This window comes from Telluria antibiotica (assembly GCF_011682055.1).
Taxonomy (GTDB): Bacteria; Pseudomonadota; Gammaproteobacteria; order Burkholderiales; family Burkholderiaceae_D; genus Telluria; species Telluria antibiotica.
The window spans coordinates 140228-163599 of record NZ_JAAQOM010000007.1 but is presented as its reverse complement, the minus strand read 5'-3'; the positions used below and the strand labels follow the sequence as shown (position 1 = coordinate 163599).

Annotated in this window: 21 protein-coding genes; 8 read left to right on the top strand and 13 right to left on the bottom strand. The window is 68.7% G+C overall.

All coding sequences use genetic code 11. From position 1 onward, the window contains the following. Nucleotides 1-16: 16 nt before the first annotated feature. From HAV22_RS13255 to HAV22_RS13245, 3 genes are read right to left on the bottom strand one after another with little or no spacing between them, the layout of a single operon-like run. Entirely contained in the window at nt 17-1462 is a 1446-nt protein-coding gene (locus HAV22_RS13255) for a LutB/LldF family L-lactate oxidation iron-sulfur protein (protein ID WP_166859554.1), read from the bottom strand. Beyond that, nucleotides 1459-2148: a LutC/YkgG family protein gene (locus HAV22_RS13250; protein WP_166859553.1), complete on the bottom strand. Its 690-nt coding sequence runs from the start codon at nt 2146-2148 to the stop codon at nt 1459-1461. Before HAV22_RS13250 ends, HAV22_RS13255 begins: the two co-directional genes overlap by 4 nt. Beyond that, a complete protein-coding gene (locus tag HAV22_RS13245) occupies nt 2145-2912 on the bottom strand; it encodes a (Fe-S)-binding protein (RefSeq protein ID WP_166859552.1) in 768 nt (255 codons plus the stop codon). Before HAV22_RS13245 ends, HAV22_RS13250 begins: the two co-directional genes overlap by 4 nt. 100 nt (nt 2913-3012) lie before the next feature. Here HAV22_RS13245 and HAV22_RS13240 point away from each other — a divergent pair, with 100 nt between their 5' ends. Beyond that, nucleotides 3013-3735: a FadR/GntR family transcriptional regulator gene (locus tag HAV22_RS13240; protein WP_166859551.1), complete on the top strand. Its 723-nt coding sequence runs from the start codon at nt 3013-3015 to the stop codon at nt 3733-3735. Between the two features lie 174 nt (nt 3736-3909). Continuing rightward, the gene (locus tag HAV22_RS13235; RefSeq protein ID WP_166859550.1) at nt 3910-4281 is read left to right on the top strand and encodes a hypothetical protein; all 372 of its coding nucleotides are present in this window, start codon (nt 3910-3912) and stop codon (nt 4279-4281) included. Between the two features lie 176 nt (nt 4282-4457). Here HAV22_RS13235 and HAV22_RS13230 read toward each other — a convergent pair whose 3' ends face one another. Beyond that, nucleotides 4458-5201 carry a metallophosphoesterase family protein gene (locus HAV22_RS13230; protein WP_166859549.1) on the bottom strand — a complete coding sequence of 248 codons (744 nt, stop codon included), beginning with the start codon at nt 5199-5201 and terminating at the stop codon, nt 4458-4460. 7 nt (nt 5202-5208) lie between these two features. Then, complete coding sequence (gene queC, locus HAV22_RS13225) at nt 5209-5922, bottom strand: 7-cyano-7-deazaguanine synthase QueC (RefSeq protein WP_166859548.1); 714 nt, start codon at nt 5920-5922, stop codon at nt 5209-5211. Nucleotides 5923-6085: 163 nt separating this feature from the next. Between queC and HAV22_RS13220 the strand changes: the two genes are divergently transcribed. Together HAV22_RS13220 and HAV22_RS13215 are read left to right on the top strand one after the other, a co-directional pair. Continuing rightward, entirely contained in the window at nt 6086-7924 is a 1839-nt protein-coding gene (locus HAV22_RS13220; protein WP_371869636.1) for an autotransporter assembly complex protein TamA, read from the top strand. Continuing rightward, nucleotides 7924-12417 carry a translocation/assembly module TamB domain-containing protein gene (locus HAV22_RS13215; RefSeq protein WP_166859546.1) on the top strand — a complete coding sequence of 1498 codons (4494 nt, stop codon included), beginning with the start codon at nt 7924-7926 and terminating at the stop codon, nt 12415-12417. The genes HAV22_RS13220 and HAV22_RS13215 overlap by 1 nt, the downstream gene beginning before the upstream one ends. Before the next feature lie 558 nt (nt 12418-12975). Here the strand turns inward: HAV22_RS13215 and HAV22_RS13210 are convergent. From HAV22_RS13210 to HAV22_RS13195, 4 genes are all read right to left on the bottom strand, one after another. Further along, nucleotides 12976-13398, bottom strand: a complete 423-nt coding sequence (locus HAV22_RS13210) for a DUF1801 domain-containing protein (RefSeq protein ID WP_166859545.1) — start codon at nt 13396-13398, stop codon at nt 12976-12978. A gap of 15 nt (nt 13399-13413) precedes the next feature. Beyond that, on the bottom strand, nt 13414-13827 hold the full coding sequence (locus tag HAV22_RS13205; RefSeq protein WP_166859544.1) for an SRPBCC family protein: 414 nt from the start codon (nt 13825-13827) through the stop codon (nt 13414-13416). Continuing rightward, nucleotides 13824-14147 carry an ArsR/SmtB family transcription factor gene (locus HAV22_RS13200; protein WP_166859543.1) on the bottom strand — a complete coding sequence of 108 codons (324 nt, stop codon included), beginning with the start codon at nt 14145-14147 and terminating at the stop codon, nt 13824-13826. The genes HAV22_RS13205 and HAV22_RS13200 overlap by 4 nt, the downstream gene beginning before the upstream one ends. 69 nt (nt 14148-14216) lie before the next feature. Further along, nucleotides 14217-15203, bottom strand: coding sequence for a quinone oxidoreductase family protein (locus HAV22_RS13195; RefSeq protein WP_166859542.1), 987 nt, complete (start codon nt 15201-15203; stop codon nt 14217-14219). A 76-nt stretch (nt 15204-15279) separates the two neighbouring features. On the opposite strand from HAV22_RS13195, the gene HAV22_RS13190 reads away from it, so the two are divergent. Continuing rightward, nucleotides 15280-16173 (top strand): LysR family transcriptional regulator, encoded by an 894-nt coding sequence (locus HAV22_RS13190; RefSeq protein ID WP_166859541.1) that lies wholly within the window; start codon nt 15280-15282, stop codon nt 16171-16173. Here HAV22_RS13190 and HAV22_RS13185 read toward each other — a convergent pair. Next, entirely contained in the window at nt 16170-16355 is a 186-nt protein-coding gene (locus HAV22_RS13185) for a hypothetical protein (RefSeq protein WP_166859540.1), read from the bottom strand. The genes HAV22_RS13190 and HAV22_RS13185 overlap by 4 nt on opposite strands. A 108-nt stretch (nt 16356-16463) precedes the next feature. Between HAV22_RS13185 and HAV22_RS13180 the strand changes: the two genes are divergently transcribed. Both HAV22_RS13180 and HAV22_RS13175 read left to right on the top strand, forming a co-directional pair. Then, nucleotides 16464-16955, top strand: coding sequence for a CcdC protein domain-containing protein (locus HAV22_RS13180; protein WP_166859539.1), 492 nt, complete (start codon nt 16464-16466; stop codon nt 16953-16955). Between the two features lie 25 nt (nt 16956-16980). Then, complete coding sequence (locus HAV22_RS13175; RefSeq protein ID WP_166859538.1) at nt 16981-17493, top strand: CcdC protein domain-containing protein; 513 nt, start codon at nt 16981-16983, stop codon at nt 17491-17493. 121 nt (nt 17494-17614) lie between these two features. On the opposite strand, the gene HAV22_RS13170 is transcribed toward HAV22_RS13175, so the two are convergent. From HAV22_RS13170 to HAV22_RS13160, 3 genes are read right to left on the bottom strand one after another with little or no spacing between them, the layout of a single operon-like run. After that, a complete protein-coding gene (locus tag HAV22_RS13170; protein WP_166859537.1) occupies nt 17615-20446 on the bottom strand; it encodes an ATP-binding protein in 2832 nt (943 codons plus the stop codon). 9 nt (nt 20447-20455) lie between these two features. After that, entirely contained in the window at nt 20456-21178 is a 723-nt protein-coding gene (locus tag HAV22_RS13165) for a hypothetical protein (protein WP_166859536.1), read from the bottom strand. Continuing rightward, nucleotides 21171-22556: a hypothetical protein gene (locus tag HAV22_RS13160; RefSeq protein ID WP_166859535.1), complete on the bottom strand. Its 1386-nt coding sequence runs from the start codon at nt 22554-22556 to the stop codon at nt 21171-21173. The genes HAV22_RS13165 and HAV22_RS13160 overlap by 8 nt, the downstream gene beginning before the upstream one ends. A gap of 278 nt (nt 22557-22834) precedes the next feature. Between HAV22_RS13160 and HAV22_RS13155 the strand changes: the two genes are divergently transcribed. After that, nucleotides 22835-23269 carry a carboxypeptidase regulatory-like domain-containing protein gene (locus HAV22_RS13155; protein WP_166859534.1) on the top strand — a complete coding sequence of 145 codons (435 nt, stop codon included), beginning with the start codon at nt 22835-22837 and terminating at the stop codon, nt 23267-23269. Nucleotides 23270-23372: the final 103 nt, after the last annotated feature.

Genomic DNA, 23372 nt, shown 5'->3' with positions numbered 1-23372 from the left:
CACAGGGGTGCCCACCCTACCGGGGCTGATTCTTGTCACGCAGCAGATCGGCCAGGCTGCGCGGGGCGGGCTTCAGCGGAGTGCGGTGCGCCGTCCACCCCAGCTGTTCGTCCGGCGCCAGCACGCGCAGCCGCGTGGCCGCCCAGCGGAACAGACGATACACGCCCGGCCGGGCGAACGCGCCGCGCCAGAAGCGCCAGACGAGGCGTTCACCTCGGCTGTACTTGGCGCCCTGCCCGCGCAGCGGATGTTCGACCTCGGCATCGGGGTCGCGGTTCGCCTCCGTGCGCAGGCGCACGAGCAGTTGCGGGATCGGGATGCGCACGGGGCAGACGTCGCCGCATGCGCCGCACAGGCTCGACGCCGTGGCGAGATCCGCCGTCGACTCGAGGCCCAGCAAATGCGGCGACAGGATCGCCCCGATCGGGCCCGGATACGTCGTGCCGTACGCATGCCCGCCGATGCGGCCGTAGACGGGGCAATGATTCATGCACGCCCCGCAGCGGATGCACTGGAGCGTCGCGCGCAGCTCTTCGTCCGCATACGCCTGCGTGCGGCCGTTGTCCAGCAGGACGAGGTGCAGTTCGCGCGGCCCGTCCAGTTCACCGGCACGGCGTGGACCCGAGATCAGGTTGCAGTACGTCGTGATGGCCTGGCCGGTGGCTGAACGCGTCAGCAGGCTCGCGAGCGGCACGATGTGCTCCAGCTTTTCCACGACCTTCTCGATGCCCATGATGGCGATGTGTACGTCCGGCACCGTGGTCGACAGGCGGCCGTTGCCTTCGTTCTCGACGAGCCACAACGTGCCCGTGTCGGCCGCGGCGAAGTTCACGCCGGACAGCCCGATATCGGCATCGACGAACGCGCTGCGCAACGTGACCCGTCCCGTCCGGATCAGCTGGTCGACGTCCTCCGTGTACTCGGTGCCGGGGATGTGCTGCGCGAACAGCGCGCCGATGTCGGCACGCGTCTTGTGAATCGCGGGCATCACGATGTGGGACGGCTTTTCGCCCGCCAGCTGGACGATGTATTCGCCCATATCCGATTCCAGGCATTCGATGCCGCGCTCGGCGAGGTAGTGATTCAGTTCGATTTCCTCGCTCGCCATCGACTTGCCCTTGACGATGCGTGTTGCGCCGCGCGCCGTCGCGATGCCGTGGATGATCGCGTTCGCGTCCTCGGGCGTGGCGGCCCAGTGCACATGTGCGCCGGCCGCCGTCAGATTGGCTTCCAGCTGCTCGAGCAGCGCGGGCAGCTTGGCCAATGCGTTCTTGCGCACCGCTTCGCCGAGGTCGCGCAGCTGCTGCAGCTCGTCGTCGTCGCCGAACTGGCTGCGGCGCTTGTCTTGCAGGAAGGTCATCGCGCCGCGAAAGCTCTGGCGCAGATGGGGGTCGGCGAGGGCCGCGCGGCTGCGCGCGTGGAAGTCCTGCGTCGGCACGAATTGCAACGGGGACGTCGTCATGCGGGGTTCCTCTCATCGGTGACGATCACGACCCACGTCCAGCGCGGGCCGTGCGCGCCGAACGCCAAGGTCTGCTGGATGTCGGACGTCTTCGACGGCCCCGTCGCCAGCACGAGGTTCGTCGGCATGCCGTCCTGCCAGCGCTCCGCGTGCAGCGCCTGGTGCAGGTCGGCGTGCAGCGTGTGCGCGTGGACGAGCGCGATGTGCAGCGGCGGTACCAGCGACACCGTGCGCGGCGTGACGGTATCCGGTGCCAGCACGAGCGTGCCCGTGGCCGCGATGCCCGAGCGCGCGACCGTGAAGCCGGCATCGACCGTGTCGAACAGCTCGCCTTTCCAGTCTTCCAGCGGCCGCTCGAACGCGATGGCCTCCACGCTCGCCGGCAGCGCGGCGCGCAGCGCGCGGCCTTCCGGTGTCGCGGCATCGACGAGGATGCGGGCCACGCCCGCCTTCTCGATGCGTTCGGCCAGCAGCGCGGGCCACGTGTCGGCCTCCATGCACCAGGCTTGCGCGCGTACGGCATGCAGCGCGTCCAGCATGCGCTGCGCGAGCGCGTCCGGCGCGGTCGCCGTCTCCGCGCGGCGCGCGTCGAAATGGGCATCGATGCGCCGATCGAGATCCGCCGCGCCGGCCGCGCGCGGATTGGCCGCGCGCAGGCGGCCGAGGATGCCGTCGCGCGCCGTCATGCCTGTTCTCCCATCCGGCGCCACAAGAAACTCGCCAGGTGTTCGACGTCGAACCGCGCCCCCTGGTGCCGCGCCGCATGTCCGATGTTGAGCAGGCACGCGCAGTCGGCCGACACGACGCGGCCGCAGCCGGTCGCGCTCACGGCCGCGACCTTGTCCTTGACCATGGCGCCGGAAATGTCGGCATGCTTGATGGAGAACGAGCCGCCGAAGCCGCAGCACTCGGATTCGCGTTCGTGGTCCACGCGCGTCACGCCGGGCAAGGCATCCAGCAGCGCCACGCCGTGCGCGCGCGTGCCCATCTCGCGCCGCGCCGAGCACGACGTGTGCAGCGCGACCGCCTCCGATCCGACGGACGTCCCTGCGGGCAAGGCCCAGCCCAGCACGCACGTCAGGTATTCGGCGAATTCGAACACGCGCGCGGCCAGCGCGTCCGCCTGTGGGCCAAGCACGGGGTCGTCGCGGAACAGTTCTGGCCAGTGCTTGCGCATCATGCCGGCGCAGGAGCCGGACGGGACGATCACGGGCCAGTCGTGCGGGAACAGGTCGAGCTGGGCACGGGCCACGGCGCGCGCCTCGTCGGGATTGCCGCTGCTCCAGGCGGGCTGGCCGCAGCAGCTCTGGCCGCGCGGATAGTGAACGGTGATGCCGGACGCCTCGAGCACGCGCACGACGTCGAGGCCAGCCTGCGGCATGAACAGGTCGATCACACAGGTGGCGAACAGATATACGTCGCCGGCGGGCGGACGGTCGTAGCGGGTCATGCTTTGCCTCCGGTTCGTGGATACGTTTTTCTTCTTGTTGGCAGATATTTCCAGTAATCTGTACGCATGACAAACTGGTTGGGCCAGGAAAGGAATAGACGTGACGACATCGAATCGGCAGGCCGGCGGGCGCGTTTCCTCCGTCACGCGCAGGCTGGAGGACGCCTTGCTTGACGGCACGTTCCCCGCGAATTCACGGCTGCCATCGGAGCGCGAGCTGGCGGAGCGCTACGCCGTGTCGCGCAACACGGTGCGCGAGGCGATCCAGCAGCTCGGGGCGCGCGGCCTCGTACATATCCGCCCGCGCAGCGGCGTGTTCGTGTCCGACCAGTTGCGGACGGGCGCGACGGCGTCGCCCTGGGGCCAGCTGATCACCGACAGCCCGGCGCGGCGCGAAGACATCCTGGAATTCCGCCGCGTGCTGGAAGGCGCGACTGCGTATCTCGCCGCGTTGCGCGGCACGGACGACGACCTCGAGCGCATCCGCAGCGCGATGGCGCGGCTCGACCAGGCCCGGCGCGCAGGCGACCATGCGGGCGAATCGCGCATCGACGTCGAGCTGCACGAGGCGATCGCCAAGGCGTCGGGCAACAGCATGTTCCTGCACCTGCACAGCAGCATCACGAAGATGATGCGCGAGCACATCATCCGCAACGTGGACGGCATGCGCGAGCTGAACAAGTCGGTGTCGGAAGCCTTGTCGCTGCAGCACCGCACGATCTGCGACGCGATCTGCGCGCGCCGCCCGGAAGAGGCGCGCACGGCGATGCAGACGCACATCGACTATGTGCGCAGCCGGTTCGACGCCGACGGGGACCACTAGCCATCCTGGTTGGACCAGCCGCGCCGGCGCGCCGTTCGTCGTCGCAGGCAACCCTCCGGCCCTCGAAACATGCAGCTTGTCGCAGTCCGGTGGAGGCGCGCGGGACGTACAGATACAGTACGACCATGCCGACAACGACATGAGCCGGCCAACAAGACTCCACGAGGACCCATCATGAAAAAGACCGCCGCCATCATCATCCTGTTCCTGTTCGCCATGCTCGTCTGGAACGTGTTCACGTTCGGCGACAGCGTCGTCAACATCGATGGCGAAGACATCGGCGGACCGCTGGGCGCCTTGCTGGCGACGTTCTTCGCGGGTGGGGGACTGCTGCTCGCAGGCGTGATCATGCTGTTCGTGGGCGGCGTGCTCGCGGTGGTGTTCGCCGGCGTGGGTATCCTGTGCATCGGCGGCCTGGCCATCGGGGCGTGCGTGCTCGCGCTGATGGTGTCGCCGTTGCTGCTGCCGCTGCTGGTGCCCGTCGCGATCGTGTGGTGGCTCGTGAGCCGGTCGCGCAAGCACCGCGTGATGCAGCAACCGGTGTAAGTGACGTTCACGGCGCCGCGGCGTTACGCTACGCCCCCGAACGAGGTTCACATCTTGCCGTAGGGTGGGCGGCCTCCGCCCACGCGTCACGTTCGCGACGTGTTGGCGTTACGCGTGGGCACGGGGCGCCCACCCTACGATCTCCCAACGACGTCACCAGCGCACCGCCGGCACGCTCAAATCCCTTCCACCAATCGCATCGCGAACACGATCGGCAACCCCGCCGCGATGACCTTGCGCGCGGCCGCCCCGTGGTCGTACGGCACGCGGAAATACTGGAGTTCCCGCGCCCCGTCATCGAAGATCGCATAGCACGCCGCGTTGTTCTGGTCGCGCGGCTGGCCCACGGCGCCCGGCAGCACGAGGTACTGGTGTTGCGGCTGCAGCGCGATGGCTTCTCCCGCGCGCGGCACCTGGCGGCCCATGCGGCCGTCGTCGGCGCGGCGGTACAGCGCCGGCACGTGCACGTGGCCGGAAAACACGATGCGGCTGCCGGCGGCGCGGATGCTGCGCTCGGCCGCGGCGACGTCCGCCACGTATTCCCACAGCTGCGGCGCATGCGCGCTCGCGTGCACGAAGTACGCATTGCCCTGCTTGTGCGTCAGCGGCAGCGCCGCGAGGAACGCGAGCTGTTCCGCGTCGAGCTGGCCGCCGGTCCAGGCGATGACCTCGCGCGCCTCCGCGTGCATGCGCGACGTGGGCGGGTGCGTGACCGCGTAGTCGTGGTTGCCCTGCACGGCGATGGCGCCGCGCGCCACGTGCACCATCACCGTGCGCACGACCCAGGCCGGGTCGGCGCCGTAGCCGACGAAATCGCCCGTGAACGCGTACTGGTCGACGTGCTGCCGCGCCGCGTGCGCGAGGCAGGCCTCGACGGCTTCGCGGTTCGCGTGCAGGTCGGTCAGCAGGGCGAGGCGCATGTAAAGGTCACGCGCCCGCGCGTTCCCGTGCGTATTGCTCGTAGCCGCGCGCGCGCAGCTCGCACGCCGGACACTTGCCGCAGCCGTGGCCCCAGGCATGCGGCGCGCCCCGCTCGCCCAGGTAGCAGGTGTGCGTCTCGAAGCGGATCAGGTCGACGAGCGCCTCGCCGCCGCACGCCTCGGCAAGCTGCCACGTCTGCTTCTTGTCGATCCACATCAGCGGCGTCTCGACCTTCAGCCGCGTCGCCATGCCCAGGTTCAGCGCGACCTGCAGCGCCTTCATCGTGTCGTCGCGGCAGTCGGGGTAACCGGAGAAGTCCGTCTCGCACATGCCGCCCACGAGCACGTTCAGGCCGCGCCGGTACGCGACCGTCGCCGCCACCGTCATGAACAGCAGGTTGCGGCCGGGGACGAACGTGTTCGGCAAGCCGTTGGCCTGCATCGCGATCTCGACGTTGCTCGTGAGCGCCGTGTCGGAGATGCGTGAGATCAGCGACAGGTCGATCAGGTGGTCTTCGCCGAGACGCTGGTCCCACGTGGCGGACAGCGCGCGCATCTTCGCGAGCACGGGCGCGCGCACGTCCAGCTCGATTGCGTGGCGTTGGCCGTAGTCGAAGCCGATCGTCTCCACGCGCTCGTAGCGCTGCAGGGCCCAGGCCAGGCAGGTGGTGGAATCTTGTCCGCCGCTGAACAGGACGAGCGCGGTATCGGGTGGGTGCATAGTGGATTTCCTGAAGTAATTGTCGAGCGAGGCGTCCGCCATCACATTTGACAATCAGTTAAGATGTCGCCGGCATATTGACGAATGGAGCGACATGTTTCCCGCACGACCCGACCCATGCACGGCGATGGCGCCGGCGCGATCACGAATTTTGGCACAAATCGTGCTGGCCGTGAACGCGCTATGCCTTGCTCCGGTCGCGGCCGCGCAGGACGAGCCGGCGCAGGGCCAGCCGGCACCGGCGCCCGCCGACGTCGCGCCATCCCGTGCCATCGACTACGACGTCCGCATCGACGCGCCACGCCAGCTGCGCGAGCTGCTGGAGAATAACCTCGACCTGATGCGCTGGCGCGGCAACCCCCGGCTCGACCGCGAACAGCTGCTGCGCCTCGTGCGCGCCGCGCCCGAGCAGATCAAGACCTTGATCGCCACCGAAGGCTTTTACAGCCCGACCGTGTCCGCCGACCTCGACACGTCCGGCACGAAGCCGCTCGCGCTCATCGACGTCGTGCCGGGCGACCCCGTCACCGTGGGCGACGTCGACATCGAGCTGCGCGGCTTCGTCCCCTTCGACAAGGGCAGCGCCCCGATCGACGCGGCCGCGCTGCGCAACCGCTGGACGCTGCCCGTCGGCGCGCGCTTCCGCACGGCCGACTGGGAAGCGGCCAAGCGCGGCCTCGTGCGCCAGATCGCGCAGACGCGCTTCCCGCGCGCGCAGCTGCTGGAGTCTTCCGCCACCGTCGACCCGGACACGCACCGCGCGCTGCTGAAGGTCGTCATCGACAGCGGCCCGGACGCGCACTTCGGCGGCCTCGAGATCGAGGGCCTGAAACGCTACCCGCCCAGCGTGATCACGAACCTGAACACGATCCGGCCCGGCGACGAATACAGCGAGGCCGCGCTGCAGGCGCTGCAGGGCCGCCTGCAGGACACCGGCTATTTCAGCGGCGTCGAGGTGAGCGCCGACATGTCGTCCGTGATCGCGTCGCAAGTGCAGGACCTGAAGGAGAACGAGGCCCCGACGCCGCAGCCGCCGAGTCCACCGGCCGTGCTGCCCGTGCTCGTGCGCGTCACGGAGAACAAGCGCAAGAACGTCGCGCTGGGCCTCGGTTACTCGACCAACACGGGTGCCCGCGCCCAGGCCGAATACGACGACCTGAACGTGTTCGGCAAGCGCATGAAGAGCAACGTGCTGTACGAACAGAAGCACCAGGCCGCGAAGGCCGAGTTCTACCTGCCCACGACGACGGGCGGCTACAACAACAGCTTCGGCGCCGGCTACGACCGCCTCGACGCCAACGGCCAGATCACGCGCACGACGAGCGTGCACGCCAAGCGCGCGTGGGGTTCGCCGCTGCTGGAAAAGACGCTCACCCTGGAAGCGCTGACCGAACAGGTGACCATCGACGACATGCCGACGACGCGCGTGAAAAGCGTGCCGCTGACGTTCTCGATCACGAAGCGCCACCTGGACAGCCTCGTGCAGCCGACCCGCGGCTATATCGTGAACGCGCAGGTCGGCGGCGCCGTGCTGCCCGTCCTGACGGACGAGAAATTCTTGCGCGTCTACACGCGCGCCCTCGGCTACAAACCGGTCGGCGACGCAGGCACCCTGATCGTGCGCGGCGAATTCGGTGCCGTCGGCTCGAAGGACAAGAACGGCGTGCCGTCGACGTTCCTGTTCCGCGCCGGCGGCGACCAGTCCGTGCGCGGCTACGGCTACCAGCAGCTGGGCGTCCCGGTCGGTTCCGCCATCACCGGCGGCCGCTACCTGCTCACCGGCAGCGCCGAATACGATTACTGGTTCAAGCCGCCGTGGGGCGCGGCCGTGTTCTACGACGTCGGCAACGCGGGCGACAATTTCCACGACCTGAAGCCGAAGGTCGGCTACGGCGTCGGCGCGCGCTGGCGCAGCCCCGTCGGCCCGATCAACGTCGACTTCGCCTACGGCAAGGCCGTGCACAAGGTCCGCCTGCACTTCTCACTGGGGTTCACGTTCTGATGGCAGCCGATCGACAAACGCCCGAGACTCCTGCTCCGGAACACAAGCGCCGCTGGCCGCGCCGCGTCGCCATCGGCGTGGTGGTCGTCGGCGTCGTGCTGGGCGGCGCCGTCTGGTACCTCGGCCGCGAAACCACGTTGCAGATGATCGCCCAGCGCGTGGCCAACGCCAGCGGCGGCAAGCTCACGTTGTCCGGGGTCTCCGGCTCGCTGTACGGCCGCATGCACATCGGCCACGTCGTGTTCCGCACCGAGACGTCGGTGACGACGGCCGACGCCATCGACATCGACTGGAAGCCCTGGCAATACCTGTCGCGCGGCGTCGAGATCGACAAGCTGTATGCGCGCGTGCTGCGCGTGGAGACGCTCAAGCCGTCGCAAGAGCCGGCGACGATGCCCACGCGCCTCGCGCCGCCGTTCGAGATCGCGGTCGAGGATGCGCGCCTCGCGAAGGCCATCTTCGTGAACAAGGGCGCGGCGACGGAAATCGACGACATCCGCGCGCGCCTGCATGGCGACAAGGTGCAGTGGAAGCTCGACCACGCATCGGCGACCACGCCGTGGGGCCAGGTCGCCGCGAAGGGCACCATCGCCAACACGCTGCCTTATAAACTCGATGCGGACGCGAGCCTGACGCAGGCGCAGCCGGCCGCTCCCGCGCAGGCGGGGACCGGCGACACGGTCACGCCGGCGTCGCTGGGCGCCCAGCTGACGTTGCACGCGGGTGGCGACCTGCAGAAGGCCGTCGTCGACGCCACCGGCAAGGCCGCGCGCGCGCAAGGCAAGGCGCAGCTCGTGCTGGCGCCGTTCGCCGACATCCCGCTGCAAGCCTTCACGCTCGACGCGCACGACATCGACCCCGGCTTCTTCAGCCCCACGCTGCCGAGCGCGGACCTGAACCTGGCCGTGGCCGTGCGCCTCGACGCCAACCGCAACATCGCGGGCACCGTCGACCTGGCGAACGACGGCGCCGTGGGCACCCTCGACCAGCAACGCCTGCCGCTGCGCGCGATGCGCGGGCGGCTGGGCGGGAGCCTCTCCGCGATGCGCATCACGGACGTCCTGATCGACGTGGGCGACGCCGGCCGCTTCACCGGCAGCGGCAGCGTGCAGCGCGGGCCCCACGAACAAGGGCTCGGCACCGCGGAATTCACGCTGCACACGGACCGCTTCGACCTGCACCGCGTCTACGGCAGCATGAAGCCGACGAAGATCGCGGGCGACGTCAAAGTGGCGAACACGAAGGACGTGCAGACGCTGGACGTGAACCTCGTGGACGCGGGCCTGCGCCTCGCCGCGCAGGCCGCGCTGGACGGCAACGAACTCACCGTGCGCGACGCGCGCCTGTCCGCGGGCAGGAGCAGCGTGCGCGTGACGGGCCGCGCGAGCCTGAAGGACAACAAGCCGTTCAAGGCGAACGCCGTCGCCAGCCATTTCAATCCCGCGGACTTCGGCACGTTCCCGCAGGCCGACATCAATGCCGACGTCAACGCGGCCGGTACGCTGGCGCCGAAGTGGCAGGTCGGAGCCGATTTCGCCGTGCGCGACAGCCGCCTGTTCGGCCAGCCGCTGGCCGGCCGCGGCAAGGTCGCTGCGGACGCCACGCACGTGCACGACGTCGACGCCACGCTGGCGCTGGGCCAGAACACGGTCGACCTGCGCGGCGCGTTCGGCAAGCCGGGCGAGCAGCTGGCGTGGAAGGTCGACGGCAAGCAGCTGTCCGCGCTGCGCGGCGACCTGTACGGCGCCGTCCTGGCAAGCGGCGTGGTCACGGGCACCATGCAGGCGCCGCGCACGACGTTCGACGTCGACGCCCGCAACCTCGGCTGGGTGCCGCGTGAACGGAAAAACGACAACGGGTCCGTGCACGCGAGCGGCGAGGCGTGGCGGGCCGGCGCCCCCGGCGCGCGTGTCGTCGAGGTCAAGGCCAAGGGCGACATGCAGCGACTGAACCCGGCCGCCTTCGGCTCCCCGCTGGCCGGCAGCATCAACGGCGGCTTCACGGCGAGCGGCCGCACGGGCGCGAACATGGGCGGCGCCATCGACCTCGCGCTGCAGGATTCCACGTTGTCGAAATCGCCGCTGTGGGGCCATGCGAAGCTCGCGGCCGACAAGCACCGCGTGTCGAATGCCGACGTCGACCTGCACCTGGGCGGCAACGTCGTTGCGGCGAACGGCGCGTTCGGCAGCGGGCGCGACACGCTGAACTGGCGCATCGACGCGCCGCAACTGGCCGCGCTCGGCCCTGACTTCGCCGGTGCGCTGCGCGGTTCCGGCACCTTGTCCGGCACGATGGAGACGCCGTCGCTGACCGCGTCCCTCGACGGCCAGAACATCCGCGCGATGGGCACGCAATCGGTGCGCGCGCTGAAGGCGACGGCGAACCTCGGCGCGGGTCGCGGTGCCGCCGATCCGCTCGCGCTGGACGTGGCGGTCACGGACTACGTGGGCACGAAGACGGACAAGCAGGGCAACGTCGGCGAAACGAGGATCGCGTCGGCGCACCTGACGTCGACGGGCACGCGCGGCGCGCACACGATCCGCGCGGCCGCGCGCGGCGACACGTTCGACGCGTCGCTGGCCGTGCACGGCGGCCTCACGGGCAATGCGTGGAACGGCACGGTCGACGCGCTGCAAAATGGCGGCCGCTACGCGCTGGCGCTCGTCGCGCCGACGCCGCTGCGCATCGCGGGCGCACCGGGCACGGGCCTCGCGGGCCTGGCGAAGCCGGAGCAGATCGCGTTCAACGGCGCGACGTTCAAGCTCGCGGAGGGCACGGTCACCGTGGACTCGCTGGTCAAGACGGGCCCGCGCTGGACGACGCGCGGCAGCGCCAGCGGCGTCTCGATCAGCTACCTCGGGCAGGCGTCGCCCGCCGTCGCCGACAACCTGCGCGGCGACCTGACCCTCGGCGCGCAATGGGCGATCGACCTGCGCGCGCCCGCGGTGCCGAGCGCCGTGCCGCAACTGGCCGGCAGCGTGCACGTGTTCCGCGAAAAGGGCGACCTGATCGCGGGCGACGTCTCACCGATCGCGCTGGGCCTGCGCCAGCTCGACCTGCGCGCGGACGTCGCGGGCGGCGCGCTGCGCACCCAGGTCGCGCTGGACGGCACGCGCATCGGCACGGCGCGCGTCGATGCGACGGCGCAGCTGCTGCAGGGCCGCGTCGACAACGACAGCCCCTTGAAACTGACGGCGAACGCGAACCTCGCGTCGCTGTCGTGGGTGTCGCCGCTGCTCGGCCAGCCGGGGCTGGAAGTGGACGGCGCGCTGCGCCTCGCCATCAACGGCACGGGCACCGTCGGCGCACCCACGCTGAACGGCAGCGTCGATGGCGACGGCCTCGCCGTGCGCTGGCCGGACCAGGGCGTCCGCCTGCGCAACGGCCAGTTGCGCGCGCTGCTCGCCGGCGACCAGCTGCAATTGCAGCGCCTCACGCTGGAAGGCAACAGCGGACGCGCGACGGCCGAGGGCTTCGTGCGCTTTGCCGGCGGCGAGGCGACGATGAACCTGAAACTCGTGGCGGACAAGCTGGAAGCGCTGTCGCGCCCCGACCGCACCGTGATCCTGAGCGGCCAGGCCAGCGTCGTGCGCGACGCGACGCAGTTCAAGGTCGAGGGCAATTTCAAGGCCGACCGCGCCCTCGTCGAACTGGCGCCGCAGGACCGCCCGACGATCTCGGACGACGTGATCGTGCTGGGCCGCGGCAAGGTGGCGTCGGCGCAGTCGAAGAAGCAGGCGGCGGTGCCCTTGACGATCGACCTGACGGCCGACCTGGGCGACGACTTCCATCTGCGCGGCATGGGCGCCGACGCCTACCTCGCGGGCAGCGTGCGCGTGCAGAAAGTCGGCGATCGTCCGCCGCGCATCAACGGCACCGTCAACACGGTCAGCGGCACGTATGCCGCGTACGGCCAGCACCTCGTGATCGAGCGCGGCGTCATCACGTTCAGCGGCCCGTACGACAACCCGTCGCTGGACATCCTCGCCGTGCGCAAGGCCCCGGGCGGCGACCAGTTGAGCACCACGAACGTCGAGGCGGGCGTGCAGGTGCGCGGCTCGGCGCTGTCGCCGACGGCGAAGCTGATATCGACGCCGAACGTGTCCGACAGCGACAAGCTGTCGTGGCTCGTGCTTGGCCACGGCATGGAGGCGACGACGGGCAACGAGGCCGACGTGCTGAGCGCGGCCGCCGGCGCCCTCCTCGGCGGCAAGGGCGGCACGGGCGGCATCACGAGCAAGCTGGCGAACTCGCTGGGCGTGGACGAACTGGGCGTGCGCCAGGGCGCGGGGCAGGCATCGGGGCTGGAGAATACGGTGGTCACGGTGGGCAAGCGCATCTCGTCGCGCCTGTACCTGAGCTTCGAACAGGGCGCCGCGACGGCGTCGAGCGTCGTGCGCGTGCGCTACAAGATCAATCCGCGCATCACGTTGCAGCTGCAGACCGGGACCAATACGGCGCTGGACATTCTGTATTCGTGGGCGTTCGATTGACGGCACCGGCTGGTGGGTACGGGGTATCAACCGCGTGCGCGGCGACACATCGGTTTGGTGGGCACGGGGTGCCCACCCTACGGCATTCGTGGGCGTTCGATGACCGGCACCGTTTGACGGGTAGCGGGTGCCGGCCGGATGCGCGGCGACACATCGGTTTGGTGGGCACGGGGTGCCCACCCTACGGCATTCGTGGGCGTTCGATGACCGGCACCGTTTGACGGATACCGGGTGCCGGCCGGATGCGCGGCGACGCATCGGTTTGGTGGGCACGGGGTGCCCACCCTACGGCATTCGTGGGCGTTCGATGACCGGCACCGTTTGACGGGTAGCGGGTGCCGGCCGGATGCGCGGCAACGCGTCGGTTTGGTGGGCACGGGGTGCCCACCCTACGGCATTCGTGGGCGTTCGATGACCGGCACCGTTTGACGGGTAGCGGGTGCCGGCCGGATGCGCGGCGACGCATCGGTTTGGTGGGCACGGGGTGCCCACCCTACGGCATTCGTGGGCGTTCGATGACCGGCGCCCGTAGGGTGGGCTCCCCGAGCCCACCATGCGTCACGCTGCGGTTTTCGTGCGCTTCGGCTTGGCCTTCGCGGCCGCATTGAGATCGGCCGCCGCGCGGATCAGCGCGCGGAATGCGGCCGCGTCCAGCTCCTCGCCTTCGTGGATGTCGATGGCGCGGCGCGCGTTGCCGTCCAGGCTGGAGTTGAACAGGCCGGCAGGATCGTCCAACGATGCGCCCTTGAGGAACGTGAGCTTCACGTGCGACTTGTACGATTCGCCCGTGCACAGGATGCCCTGGCTGTTCCACACGGGCGTGCCCATCCACTTCCACTCTTCCACCACGCCGGGCACGGCTTCGTGGATCAGCGCGCGCACCCGGGCGAGTGCCGCGCCGCGCCAACCGCCCAGGTCGGCGATGCGGCGGTCGATCAGAGCGGACGCGGGCAAGTCTGCGGACGCATTCTCCTGCTTCATGTGGCCTCCAGTCGTTCAGTCGTCGAGCTTCGCCAGCACCTCGTCGAGGGCGGTGGTGAATTTGTCCCAGCCATATTTCGCACCATTGTAGGCCGCATCCTGGCCCGGCTGGAAGCCCGTCTGTTCCACTTTCAAATGCGTGCCCGCGCCCGCCGGGGTCAGCGTCCAGGTGACGACGCTGTCGAGGCCCATCGCGGCCCACGTGTACGACAGCGAGCGGTTCGGCTCGATCTCCAGCACTTCGCAATCGACGGAGCCCCAGTCGCCGGTGAGCTTGAAGCGGTGGTTCAGGGAGGGCACGAAGTCATTCTTCATCAGCCAGGCCTCGATCAGGTGCGGCTGCGTGAGCGCGCGCCAGATCTTTTCCGGCGGATGCGCGAATTCGCGTTCGACGGTGACGGTGCGCGTTTGGAGCGAGGTATCGTTCATTGGTCCATCCTTTTCAAGAGGTCGTCCAGGTCGTCGAGCCGGCTCTCCCAGAACCGGGCCATGTCGGTCGTCCAGTCGGTCAGCGGCGCGAGCGCGCCCGGCTGTGCGGTGTAATGCGTCTGGCGTCCTGCATGCCGATCGCGCACGAGCCCCGCCTGTTTCAGCAAGCCCAGGTGCTTGGACACGGCCGGCTGCGAGATGCCGGCCCGGGCCGTCAGGGCCCCGACCGTCTGCTCGCCGTCGCGGCACAGCGATTCGAAGATGGCGCGCCGCGTGGGGTCGCCGAGTGTCCGGAAAAGAATGTCTTGAGCGTCTGTCATGGCAATCAATAACCATCCGGCTATGGATTTAATCATAACCAGATGGTTATACGTCGGTCAAGCGATTTTTTATGGTGCCGGCCGCAGCAGCACCGCGCCGCTCGTGCGCCCCTCCTCCAGCGCGGCATGCGCGTCGGCCGCGCGCGCCAGCGGCAGGTCCAGCCCGATGGGCACGCGCAGCCCCGCCGCCAGCCGGTCCAGCGCGGCCTGCGCACCTTCGCGGTACAGCGCGGGGTCCGTCATGAACTGCATCACGCTGGGGCGCGCAAACGCGATCTGGCGCGGCCTGCCGATCTGCATCAGGTCGACCGGCTCGACCGTGCCGCCGGCCTGGCCGACGCTGACGGCCAGGCCGTAGGGACGCACCGCGTCGAACGTGCGCAGCAAGGTGGCGCCGCCGATGCCGTCGATCGCGTAGTCGACGCCGCGCCCGCCGCTGAACTCGCGCGCGGCCGCCACGAAATCCTCGTCGCGGTACAGCACGACGCGTTCGGCGCCCTGCGCCAGCGCCAGCGCCGCCTTCTCCCGGTTGCCGACGGTGCCGATGACGCGTGCTCCGAGCGCGCTCGCCCACTGCGTGAGCACGAGCCCGAGCCCGCCGGCGGCCGCATGCACGAGCACGGTGTCGCCGGGACGGAGCTCACGTACATGCGCGAACAGCATGTGCGTCGTGACGGCGCGCAGCAGGCCGCCGGCGACGGCATCCAGCGCGACGCCGTCCGGCACGGCGACGAGGCGCTCCACCGGCACGTTGCGCACGGCAGCGTAGCCGCCCATCAGGCCCGTGTACGCGACGCGCTGTCCGGGTGCGAAGCCGGCGACGCCGGAACCGACGGCCTCGACGATGCCCGCGCCTTCGACACCCAGCGTGGCCGGCAACTGCGCCAATGGGTACGCGCCGCTGCGGTAATAGACGTCCAGGAAATTCACGCCGACCGCCATCTGGCGCACGCGGACTTCTCCGGCCGCGGGCGGCGCGAGCGCGACCCGTTCCGCTTCCAGTTCACCGGCACCGCCCTGGCGGTAAATGCGTACCTGTTCGAACAATTCGTCCATGATTCCTCCTGATGTGTGAGGCCCCATGGTAGATTGATCGAAAATCGCCCGAAATCCCTAAAACTCGTCACTTACCGTGCAAAAATCCATAGGTCAACCAGACGCCGCGGCTTTCGACTGGGACGACATCCGCTACTTCGTCGAACTGGCGCGCCAGGGCAAGCTGAGCGCGACGGCGCGCGTGCTCGACGTGGAACACTCGACCGTCGCGCGCCGCATCGGCACGCTGGAAACCCGGCTGGGCGTGCGCCTGTTCGACCGCCTGCCCAAGCGCTGGGTGCTCACCGTGGATGGCGATGAGTTGCTGGCGCAGGCGCGCAAGGTCGAGGACGAGGCGCTCGCCTTCGCGCGCGCCGGCGCGGGCGCGGCCACCTTGCGCGGCGTCGTGCGCCTGTCGGCGCCGCCGACCTTCGCGCACGCCTTTCTCGTGCCGCGCCTCGCGTCCGCGCGGGCGCGCTGGCCTGCGATCACGCTGGAGATCATCGGCGAGGTCCGCCAGGCCGACCTGTACCGGGGCGAGGCCGACCTCGCGCTGCGCATGTCGCGTCCGGACCAGGGCGGGCTCGCCGCGCGGCCATTGGCGCAGACCGGCTACGGGCTGTATGCGGCGCCGGGCTGGTTCGAGCGTCCGACGGAGGAATGGGAATTCATCGGCTACGGGGAGGCGATGAAGGAGACGCCCCAGCAGGCATGGCTGGCGAAGTTCGTGGCCGGACGGCCGTATGCGTTCTGGACCAACGACGCGGCCGCGATGCTCGCGGCGTGCCGGGCCGGGCTCGGCGTCGCCGTGCTGCCGCACTTCCTCGGCCGCGGCGACCCCATGCTCGTGCTGCACCCCGACTACGCCCAGGTGCTGAGCCGCCCGCTGTGGCTGGCCGTCCATCCGGACGTGCGCCGCTCGCCGCGCGTGACCTTGATGGCGGAGCTGCTGGCCGAGGTGTTGCAGGCGCACGCGGCCTTGCTGGCCTAGTGCAGGGTCACGCTGGGATTGGGGTCCGTCGGCGGCTCGTCGTTCTGCGGTGTGCGGATCGGCGGCTGGTGCGGATCGGAATTCTCGAACGGGTCGGGCGGCGGCTCTTCGATGGGTGCCGGATCGGGCGCGCGGTGGGCATGGCGCCCGATCGCCTGCCCTGCGCTCAGGTATTGGATCATGGGTGGGACTCCTGCGGACGATGCCAAAACATTACCATGACCGGCGGTTTGCCGACGCGCGCCTGGATTACAATGGCGGATTCGACAGAAAGAACCAGGAGGAAACCAATGTTGCCGACTCCCGTCGTTGCCGCCGTTCTCGCCCCGCTCGTCCTGTGGCGCATGGTCAGCCGCATCAAGCGCCTGACGACCCGCCAGCGATCGAAGACGTGGCGCCACCGCACGACCCTCGTGTTCTTCCCGCTGCTGATCGTCCTGCTGGCCGTCCTCAGCATCCAGACGAACCCGTTCGCCCTCGTGGGCCTCGCGGCCGGGCTGCCGGTCGGCGCCATCCTCGGCCGCATCGCGACGGGCAAGACGCGCTTCGAACAGGTCGGCGACGCGTTCTTCTTCACGCCGCACGCGCCGATCGGCATGGCCGTCGCGCTGCTGTTCATGGCCCGCATGGCGTGGCGCGCGTACGAGTTCTACGCGCTGGGCTCGTTCGCGCACCGCGAGTTCGTATCGAGCCCGCTGACCCTCGTCATCTTCGGCGTCCTGGCCGGCTATTACATGACCTACGCCTTCGGCCTGCTCGCCTGGCGCAAGCGCACCGCCTGAGTTTTTTTCGCACGAGTTTTATCGCATGAGCCTGACCACCCTCGCCCTGATCGCCCTTGTCCCGCTGCTCGTGTGGCGCATCTATTCGCGCCTGAAGCAGCAGATGACGCGCCAGCGCTCCATCATGTCGCGCCACTACACGGGCCTGTTCGTGTTCGTCGTGATGCTGCTGATTCCCGCGTCCGAACTCGGCGACCGCCCGTTCCAGCTCGCGGCGCTGGCGGGCGGCGCCATCGCGGGCATCGCGCTGGGCACCTACGGCCTGCGCCGCACCCGCTTCGAGGACACGCCGGAAGGCTACTTCTTCACGCCGCCGTCGCGCATGGGCATCCTCGTCGCCATGCTGCTGGTGGCGCGCGTGATCTACCTCGGCATCGAGATCTACATGAACCAGGGCAGCAACAAACCGAATCCGCGCTTCACGGACAGCCCCGTCACGATGCTGTGCCTCGGGATCACGGCCGCCTATTTCGCCACCTTCTCCGCGAGCTTCATGCGCTGGCGCCAGCGCAAGCGCAAGGAAATCGGCGAGATCTGATGCGCCAGCGTGACTGGCACGGTACCCGGTAGGGTGGGCACCCCGTGCCCACGCGTGACGTTTGCGCCATGTTGGCGTTACGCGTGGGCACAGGGGTGCCCACGCGTAACGCCGTGGTCTCTTAAGCTACCTTCGCTTCCGCCTCGCCCTCGCGCCGGCGCTGCAGCACGAAGATCGGCTGCGCCCACTGCACGTCCTTCTTCTTCTTGCTCGTGATGAGCGTGAGGTCGGACGGATCGTAGACGTCCGTGTTGTGCGTCAGCGGCGTCGTCATCAGGTATTGCGCGTCGGTGTTCTTGAGGAACTCGCCGACCAGCTGGATGTTGCGGATGTCCAGGTGGGCGAACGGTTCATCGATGAACACGAAGCCGCCGGAGCCCTCTTCCGATTTCAACAGACCGATGAGCAGGACGAGCGACTTCATGACCTGCTGGCCGCCCGACGCCTCGCCGTCGTTCATGCCGATCTGGCCCTTGCCGTCGAACTTGAAACGCACGTGCAGGCCGGCCTGCGCCAGCTGCACGTCGTCGTTCTCGAGGCGCACCGGGTCGACGGAGACGTCGATGTTCGCCAGCTCGCCCAGTTCGCGGATGTTCTTCGAGTACGTCTTGATCGTGTAGCGCAGGCGCTCGATGTAGGCGCCGCGCGCATTGTCCGTCGCCTCGATCGCGCGGTTGTTCTGGTAGCGGCGCTCCTCCGTCTCCACCTGGCGGCCGGACAGCTGGTCGTTCAGGCGCGCGTACTGGTCGATGACGGTCGGATCCTGTTCCCAGTCGCCGCGCGCGAGCGACGCGTCGAGGGAATTCATGCGCAGCTTGACCTGGTGCGCGTTCTGGTGCGTCGCGACGAGCGTGGCACGCTGCTGCGCGCTGCGCCACGACTTCGGCACGTGGCGCCACGAGCGGCGCAACGTGAGCAGCTCGCGCGCGTGCTCGCTGCGCTGCTCGATCACGCGGCGGTTGTTCAGGCGCATGCCCGCTTCCGCTTCCGACAGCGCCATGCGGGCGTTCTGCCAGACGGTGTCGGCGCGCGTGCGCGTGACGGTCGCGTTCTTGATCAGCACTTGCAGCTCGCCCAGGCGCGCGCCGACCTGCAGGCGCTCGGCCTTCAGCGGTTCCAGCGCGCGCGTGGCTTCCTCGAATTCGGCCTGGCGCGCGGACAGCTCCTTCGCCGCGTCCACGCCCGCGATCCGCACGCGCAGCGCGGACACTTCCGCGGCCAGCTTGCTGATGGCGAGCGTCAGCGTGTCTTCCTGCGCTTCCAGCGACGGCAGCGCTTTCTGGATGGCTTCCAGGCGCTGCGTCTTGCCGGCCGCGCCGAAGCGGTAGCGCGACGGCTCGACGAACAGCGAGCGGCCGCCGCGGCGTTCGCGGTGGTACGCGTCCGGCGTGATCCATTCGTCGGCATCGCTCTTGAAGCCGGCGTCGACGGACTCCACGCGCTCGATGCGTTCCAGCTGGTCGATCAGCCAGGAGGGCGCCTTCGAGCTGAAACGCACGACGGACAACAAGGTATCGTCCTTGACGACCGGCGCGTCGACGCAGTCGGGCACGATGAAGTGGCGATAACGCTCCTTCTCCGCGAGTTTATAGGCGGCCGGCGCATCCTTCGCGCGCTCCAGCAGCACGACGGACGCATAACCGCCGAGCACGCCCTCGACGGCGCCCTGCCACTTCGGGTCCGTCACTTCGACGATGTCCGACAGCATGGCGTGCGGGATGCCCGCATCGCGCAGCGCGCGGCGCATCTGGCGCTGGGCTTCCGGTTCAGGCATCGTCGTCTTGCCCTGCAGCGCGCTGATCGTCGCCAGCTCGCCCGCGATGCGCGTGGCCAGGGCTTCGCGCTCGGCCTTCTTCTTCGCGAGTTCCGCTTCCTTCGCTTCCAGCTGGCTCGCCACTTCCGCGATGTCCGCGCCGGCGTCCGCGGCCAGCTTGTTCAGGCGTTCCTTTTGTTCGAGCAGGCTTTCCAACGGCTTCAGTTTCGCGTTCACCTGCGTCAGGCGGGTGGCCAGTTCGTTCGCTTCCTGTTCGAGTTTGACTTCCTCCTGCTGCGCTTCCGTCAGCGCGCGCTGCTGCGCGGCGAGCGCGTTGCGCTTCTCGGACAGGAGGCCGTCGGCCTGCATCAGCGGCTTCTTCGCCTCGCGCAGCGCGCGGCTCACGTTGGCGGCCTTTTCGCGCGCCTCGTGGTACTCGAGGCTCGGCAGCACTTCCTCGACGAGGGCGCGGCGTTCCTTGTTCAGGTCTTCCCACTGGTGGTAGTTCGCCACGCGCAGGCGCAGGCCCTCCAGGTTGATGCGCGACGTTTCCAGCTCGGCCTCGAAGCGCTTCAGTTCCGACTCGGTGTCGCGCTGGTGGCGCTTCGCCTCGTCGTACGCATCGAGCACCTCCTTGTCGCCGAACACCTGGAACACGAGGTCCAGCAACTGGCGCGGCGCGTATTCGCACAGCTTGTCGGTCTCGCCCTGCTCAAGTGCCAGCACCTTCGACATCGCCGGCGACAGGCCGGCCGATGCGAGGCGCTTGCGGTAGTTCTCGACGCCGAGCCAGTCCGTCGCTTCCGTCACTTCCTCGATCTGGATGTTCCCCGGTCGCATCAGGTACTGGCGCTTCCAGTCGCCGCCGTTCTTCTGCACCTGGCAGAACAGCGTGACTTCGTCGTCGCTGAAGAAGCCGGAATGGCGGAACGGGCGGTTCGACAGCTGGCGCCCGACGGGCTTGTTGTCGACGACGGCGCGCAGCCAGGCGCTCTGCTGGCCCGAGTGGCGCGCATAGTGCTTGTACGTGCGGCCCATCGAGCAATCGAGGCCGAACAGGGTGCGCAGCGCGTCCAGCAACGTCGTCTTGCCGGAGCCGTTCTGGCCCGCGATGGTGATGATCTTGGCGTCGAGCGGGATGTTCTTGATGCGCTGCCAGTAGTCCCAGTGGACCAGCTCGAGGGATTTAATGTGGAACATGCGGGTCTCTTAAGCTTGGGGCGTGTCGGTGTCGGCGGCCGTGTCGACGGCTTCCTGCGGCTCGTCGTTCGCGGCTTCGCTGACGTGGCGGCGCGGCGCGGCGGCCAGCGGGGCGCGCTTGAACACGTCGGCCAGCGCGCCGTTGATGATGCGTTCCTTCAGCACGTCGGTATCCATCAGCAGGTCGAGCAGCGGACCTTCCAGGATCACGTCGCCGCGGCGCTCGATGAAGCCGAGCTTCGACAGCAGGCCCAGGTTCATGTCCATGCGGGTCTTCTTGCCCAGCTTCTCGCCGAAGTCCGCGAGCAGCGCCGTGTACGAGATGCCGATCGACGTGTCTTCCGCGCGCGGGATCGGATTGTCCTTGTCGAACATGTCCGACTGGTCGACGGCGATGGCCTGGTGGGTTTCCTGGCGCTGGCGCTTCGGGAGGATGATCTGCGCCCACAGCACGACGAGCAGCGCCACGCCGTCGCGCGTGAGGCCGAAATTATTGTTCTGCCAGATGTCCTTGGCGCCGAAGATCTTCGGCTCGACGTTGCGATGCAGGGCCAGCGTCACGTGGTCCGCGTACACGTTGTCGAGCAGTTTCAGGCCGGATTCGAGCAGGCGCTTGTCGAGCTCAGTGCGGAACAGGTCGTCGGACAGCGCGCGCTTGACCATCTTGTCGTCACGGCGCAGCGTCTGGTGCGTGAGCAGGCGCGCGATCAGGATTTGGGCGTCGTCATTCATCTTGCGTGGTGCTTTCCGGGGTGCTCGGTAGATCGAGATTCAGTGAGAGGGTCGCGCGCGAGATCGCCGCGAGGTGCGGGTCGTCGAGCGGCACCATTTCGTCGGCCGAGTCGAAGCGCACGGGCAGGCGCGCCAGTTCGGCCGTCGGGCCCTGCAAATTCGCCTCGGCCGGATCACCCAGCAGCGGCAGCAGCGAGGCGCGGTACGACGCGACGGCGAAGCTGGCCGGCAGCAGCGATTCCTGGATCGGCACGCTCCGTGGCGCGCCCTCGGCCATCACGGGGAAGTTGTCCAGGTTGGCGAAATCGGACAGGCGGCGGATCCAGTCGTCCAGCTCCGCCTGCATCGCCGGGTTGTCGTTGATGGTCATCGCCGCGTCCTCGCCGCTCGGCAGGCCCGCCGGCGCCACGGCCGCCACGCGCTCCATCATCAGTTCCGTCTCGGCCACGTCGATCATCTCCGCGGGCGTCGTGAACAGCGGGACGACGGGGCGGTCGATCGCGTCCTCGGCGAGGCTCGCGAGGTCGTCGTGCGCCAGCAGCCAGCGCTTGATATCGGTCGTCGACAGGCCCGATTGGCCCAGGTGCACGCGCTGGCGCTCGATCTGGTTCAGCGCGCGCGAGAACATGCCCTGCATATTGAGCAGCTGCGATTGCGCGCGGCCGATCGCCTGCGCGGCGCGGTGCGTGGCCGAATCGGCGCGCTCGTCGGACGTGATGGCGCGCAGGATCACGGAGCCCTTCTCCACCCAGTCGCACGCCATGTGCCACTTCGCCTGCGACGCGCGCAGGCGGAATTCGGAGCCGGATGCGATCGCGTCGCGGAATTCCTCGTGCAGCTCGACGAGGCGGCCCAACAAATGCTTCAGCTGCTCCACCGTGACGCCGCCGACGGCTTGCGCACCCGCGACCTGCGACAGCAGGAAGCCCATCTCGGCCTCGTCCTCTTCCGGCTTGCCCAGCGCGAGCAGCGTGTCGAGGGCGGCCAGCACGTTGCGCGCGAGCGGCGTGATGCGGTAGACGGCGGCCGGGTTGTCCCACGCGAGCAGGCCGTGGCTGCGCAGGCGGCCCAGCACCGTCTCCAGGCTTTCCGGGATCAGGTAGGCGAATTTCTGGTTGATGTCGGCGCGCGAGAACGCGGAATCCATCGCGTCGGACGCGAGCTCGCGCAGCACGAGCAGGCGCACGATCACGCCGTCCTGCGAGCCGTGGAACAGCGCCGTGAACGCCTGCAGCATCGGCTGCGCGCGCTTGAGGTGATACACCTGCTCGATCTCGTCCGGCGCAACTCCGTCCTGGAAATGCGTCTGCAGCGGGTCGAGTTCTTCTAACGCTGGGGATTGGAGGTCGGCGGCGGTTGCTGCCAGGTTGTCGATCATCGTAAGGCTTACCAGTCTGCTGTCGCGCGCGGCACATTGACGCCGGCGGGCGCGGGGGCGTCAGTATAACAGTTAAGGCCTGGCAACTAGCACGGGAACGGCCGTCACGTTTTTGCAACTTATGAAACGGACAACAAATGCACCAGGCAATAACTTGCAAAATAAGCATTACAGTTCCGTTATGTCGCGCGGAAATCGAAAGGCTTGTGCTAAGGTCGAGTTCTCGACAGGCCGGCTGGACGATCCGGTCCGGCCGGCCGACAACCAAGGAGGACACCATGCAACGAGCACTTGCGAGCGCGGCCATGGTTGTGGCCGTTGCGTTGACTTCGACTGCCGCCCTGGCAGCCCCCACCCCGCACCAGCAGAACGGCGTCACCTACGTCAACGGCGGCGTGGGCGTGGAAGAGCAAGCCGCCATGAAGGCCCAGCGCGCCGACTACAACCTGCTGCTGACCTTTGCCACGCAACAGAGCGGCGCCTACCGGTCCGACATCCAGCTCGACATCATGGACGCCAAAGGCACCGACCTGCTGAGCGTCGCGAACGTCGGCCCGATGTTCTTCGCCAAGCTGACGCCGGGGACCTACCGCATCAGCGCATCGGCCGAAGGCAAGACCTTCAAACGGACCGTCAAGGTGGGCAATGCGCCGAAGGAGATCGTGCTGCATTGGGAAAATGACAACCCGGACGATCCCGGCCCGGACGAATAAGGGGCCTGACGCCCGGCTGAAAAGCCTCGGAAACTCTACAATGGGCCCTTATTCATGAGGTAACACTGAACGGAGTCGACACGATGGTGCGAGCGCGGGAATG

Excerpts from the sequence above, each read along its gene's own strand:
- HAV22_RS13255 (WP_166859554.1), bottom strand. The coding sequence starts at position 1,462 with ATGACGACGTCCCCGTTGCAATTCGTGCCGACGCAGGACTTCCACGCG.
- HAV22_RS13250 (WP_166859553.1), bottom strand. The coding sequence starts at position 2,148 with ATGACGGCGCGCGACGGCATCCTCGGCCGCCTGCGCGCGGCCAATCCG.
- HAV22_RS13245 (WP_166859552.1), bottom strand. The coding sequence starts at position 2,912 with ATGACCCGCTACGACCGTCCGCCCGCCGGCGACGTATATCTGTTCGCC.
- HAV22_RS13235 (WP_166859550.1), top strand. The coding sequence starts at position 3,910 with ATGAAAAAGACCGCCGCCATCATCATCCTGTTCCTGTTCGCCATGCTC.
- HAV22_RS13230 (WP_166859549.1), bottom strand. The coding sequence starts at position 5,201 with ATGCGCCTCGCCCTGCTGACCGACCTGCACGCGAACCGCGAAGCCGTC.
- queC (WP_166859548.1), bottom strand. The coding sequence starts at position 5,922 with ATGCACCCACCCGATACCGCGCTCGTCCTGTTCAGCGGCGGACAAGAT.
- HAV22_RS13215 (WP_166859546.1), top strand. The coding sequence starts at position 7,924 with ATGGCAGCCGATCGACAAACGCCCGAGACTCCTGCTCCGGAACACAAG.
- HAV22_RS13210 (WP_166859545.1), bottom strand. The coding sequence starts at position 13,398 with ATGAAGCAGGAGAATGCGTCCGCAGACTTGCCCGCGTCCGCTCTGATC.
- HAV22_RS13205 (WP_166859544.1), bottom strand. The coding sequence starts at position 13,827 with ATGAACGATACCTCGCTCCAAACGCGCACCGTCACCGTCGAACGCGAA.
- HAV22_RS13200 (WP_166859543.1), bottom strand. The coding sequence starts at position 14,147 with ATGACAGACGCTCAAGACATTCTTTTCCGGACACTCGGCGACCCCACG.
- HAV22_RS13195 (WP_166859542.1), bottom strand. The coding sequence starts at position 15,203 with ATGGACGAATTGTTCGAACAGGTACGCATTTACCGCCAGGGCGGTGCC.
- HAV22_RS13185 (WP_166859540.1), bottom strand. The coding sequence starts at position 16,355 with ATGATCCAATACCTGAGCGCAGGGCAGGCGATCGGGCGCCATGCCCAC.
- HAV22_RS13180 (WP_166859539.1), top strand. The coding sequence starts at position 16,464 with ATGTTGCCGACTCCCGTCGTTGCCGCCGTTCTCGCCCCGCTCGTCCTG.
- HAV22_RS13175 (WP_166859538.1), top strand. The coding sequence starts at position 16,981 with ATGAGCCTGACCACCCTCGCCCTGATCGCCCTTGTCCCGCTGCTCGTG.
- HAV22_RS13170 (WP_166859537.1), bottom strand. The coding sequence starts at position 20,446 with ATGTTCCACATTAAATCCCTCGAGCTGGTCCACTGGGACTACTGGCAG.
- HAV22_RS13165 (WP_166859536.1), bottom strand. The coding sequence starts at position 21,178 with ATGAATGACGACGCCCAAATCCTGATCGCGCGCCTGCTCACGCACCAG.
- HAV22_RS13160 (WP_166859535.1), bottom strand. The coding sequence starts at position 22,556 with ATGATCGACAACCTGGCAGCAACCGCCGCCGACCTCCAATCCCCAGCG.
- HAV22_RS13155 (WP_166859534.1), top strand. The coding sequence starts at position 22,835 with ATGCAACGAGCACTTGCGAGCGCGGCCATGGTTGTGGCCGTTGCGTTG.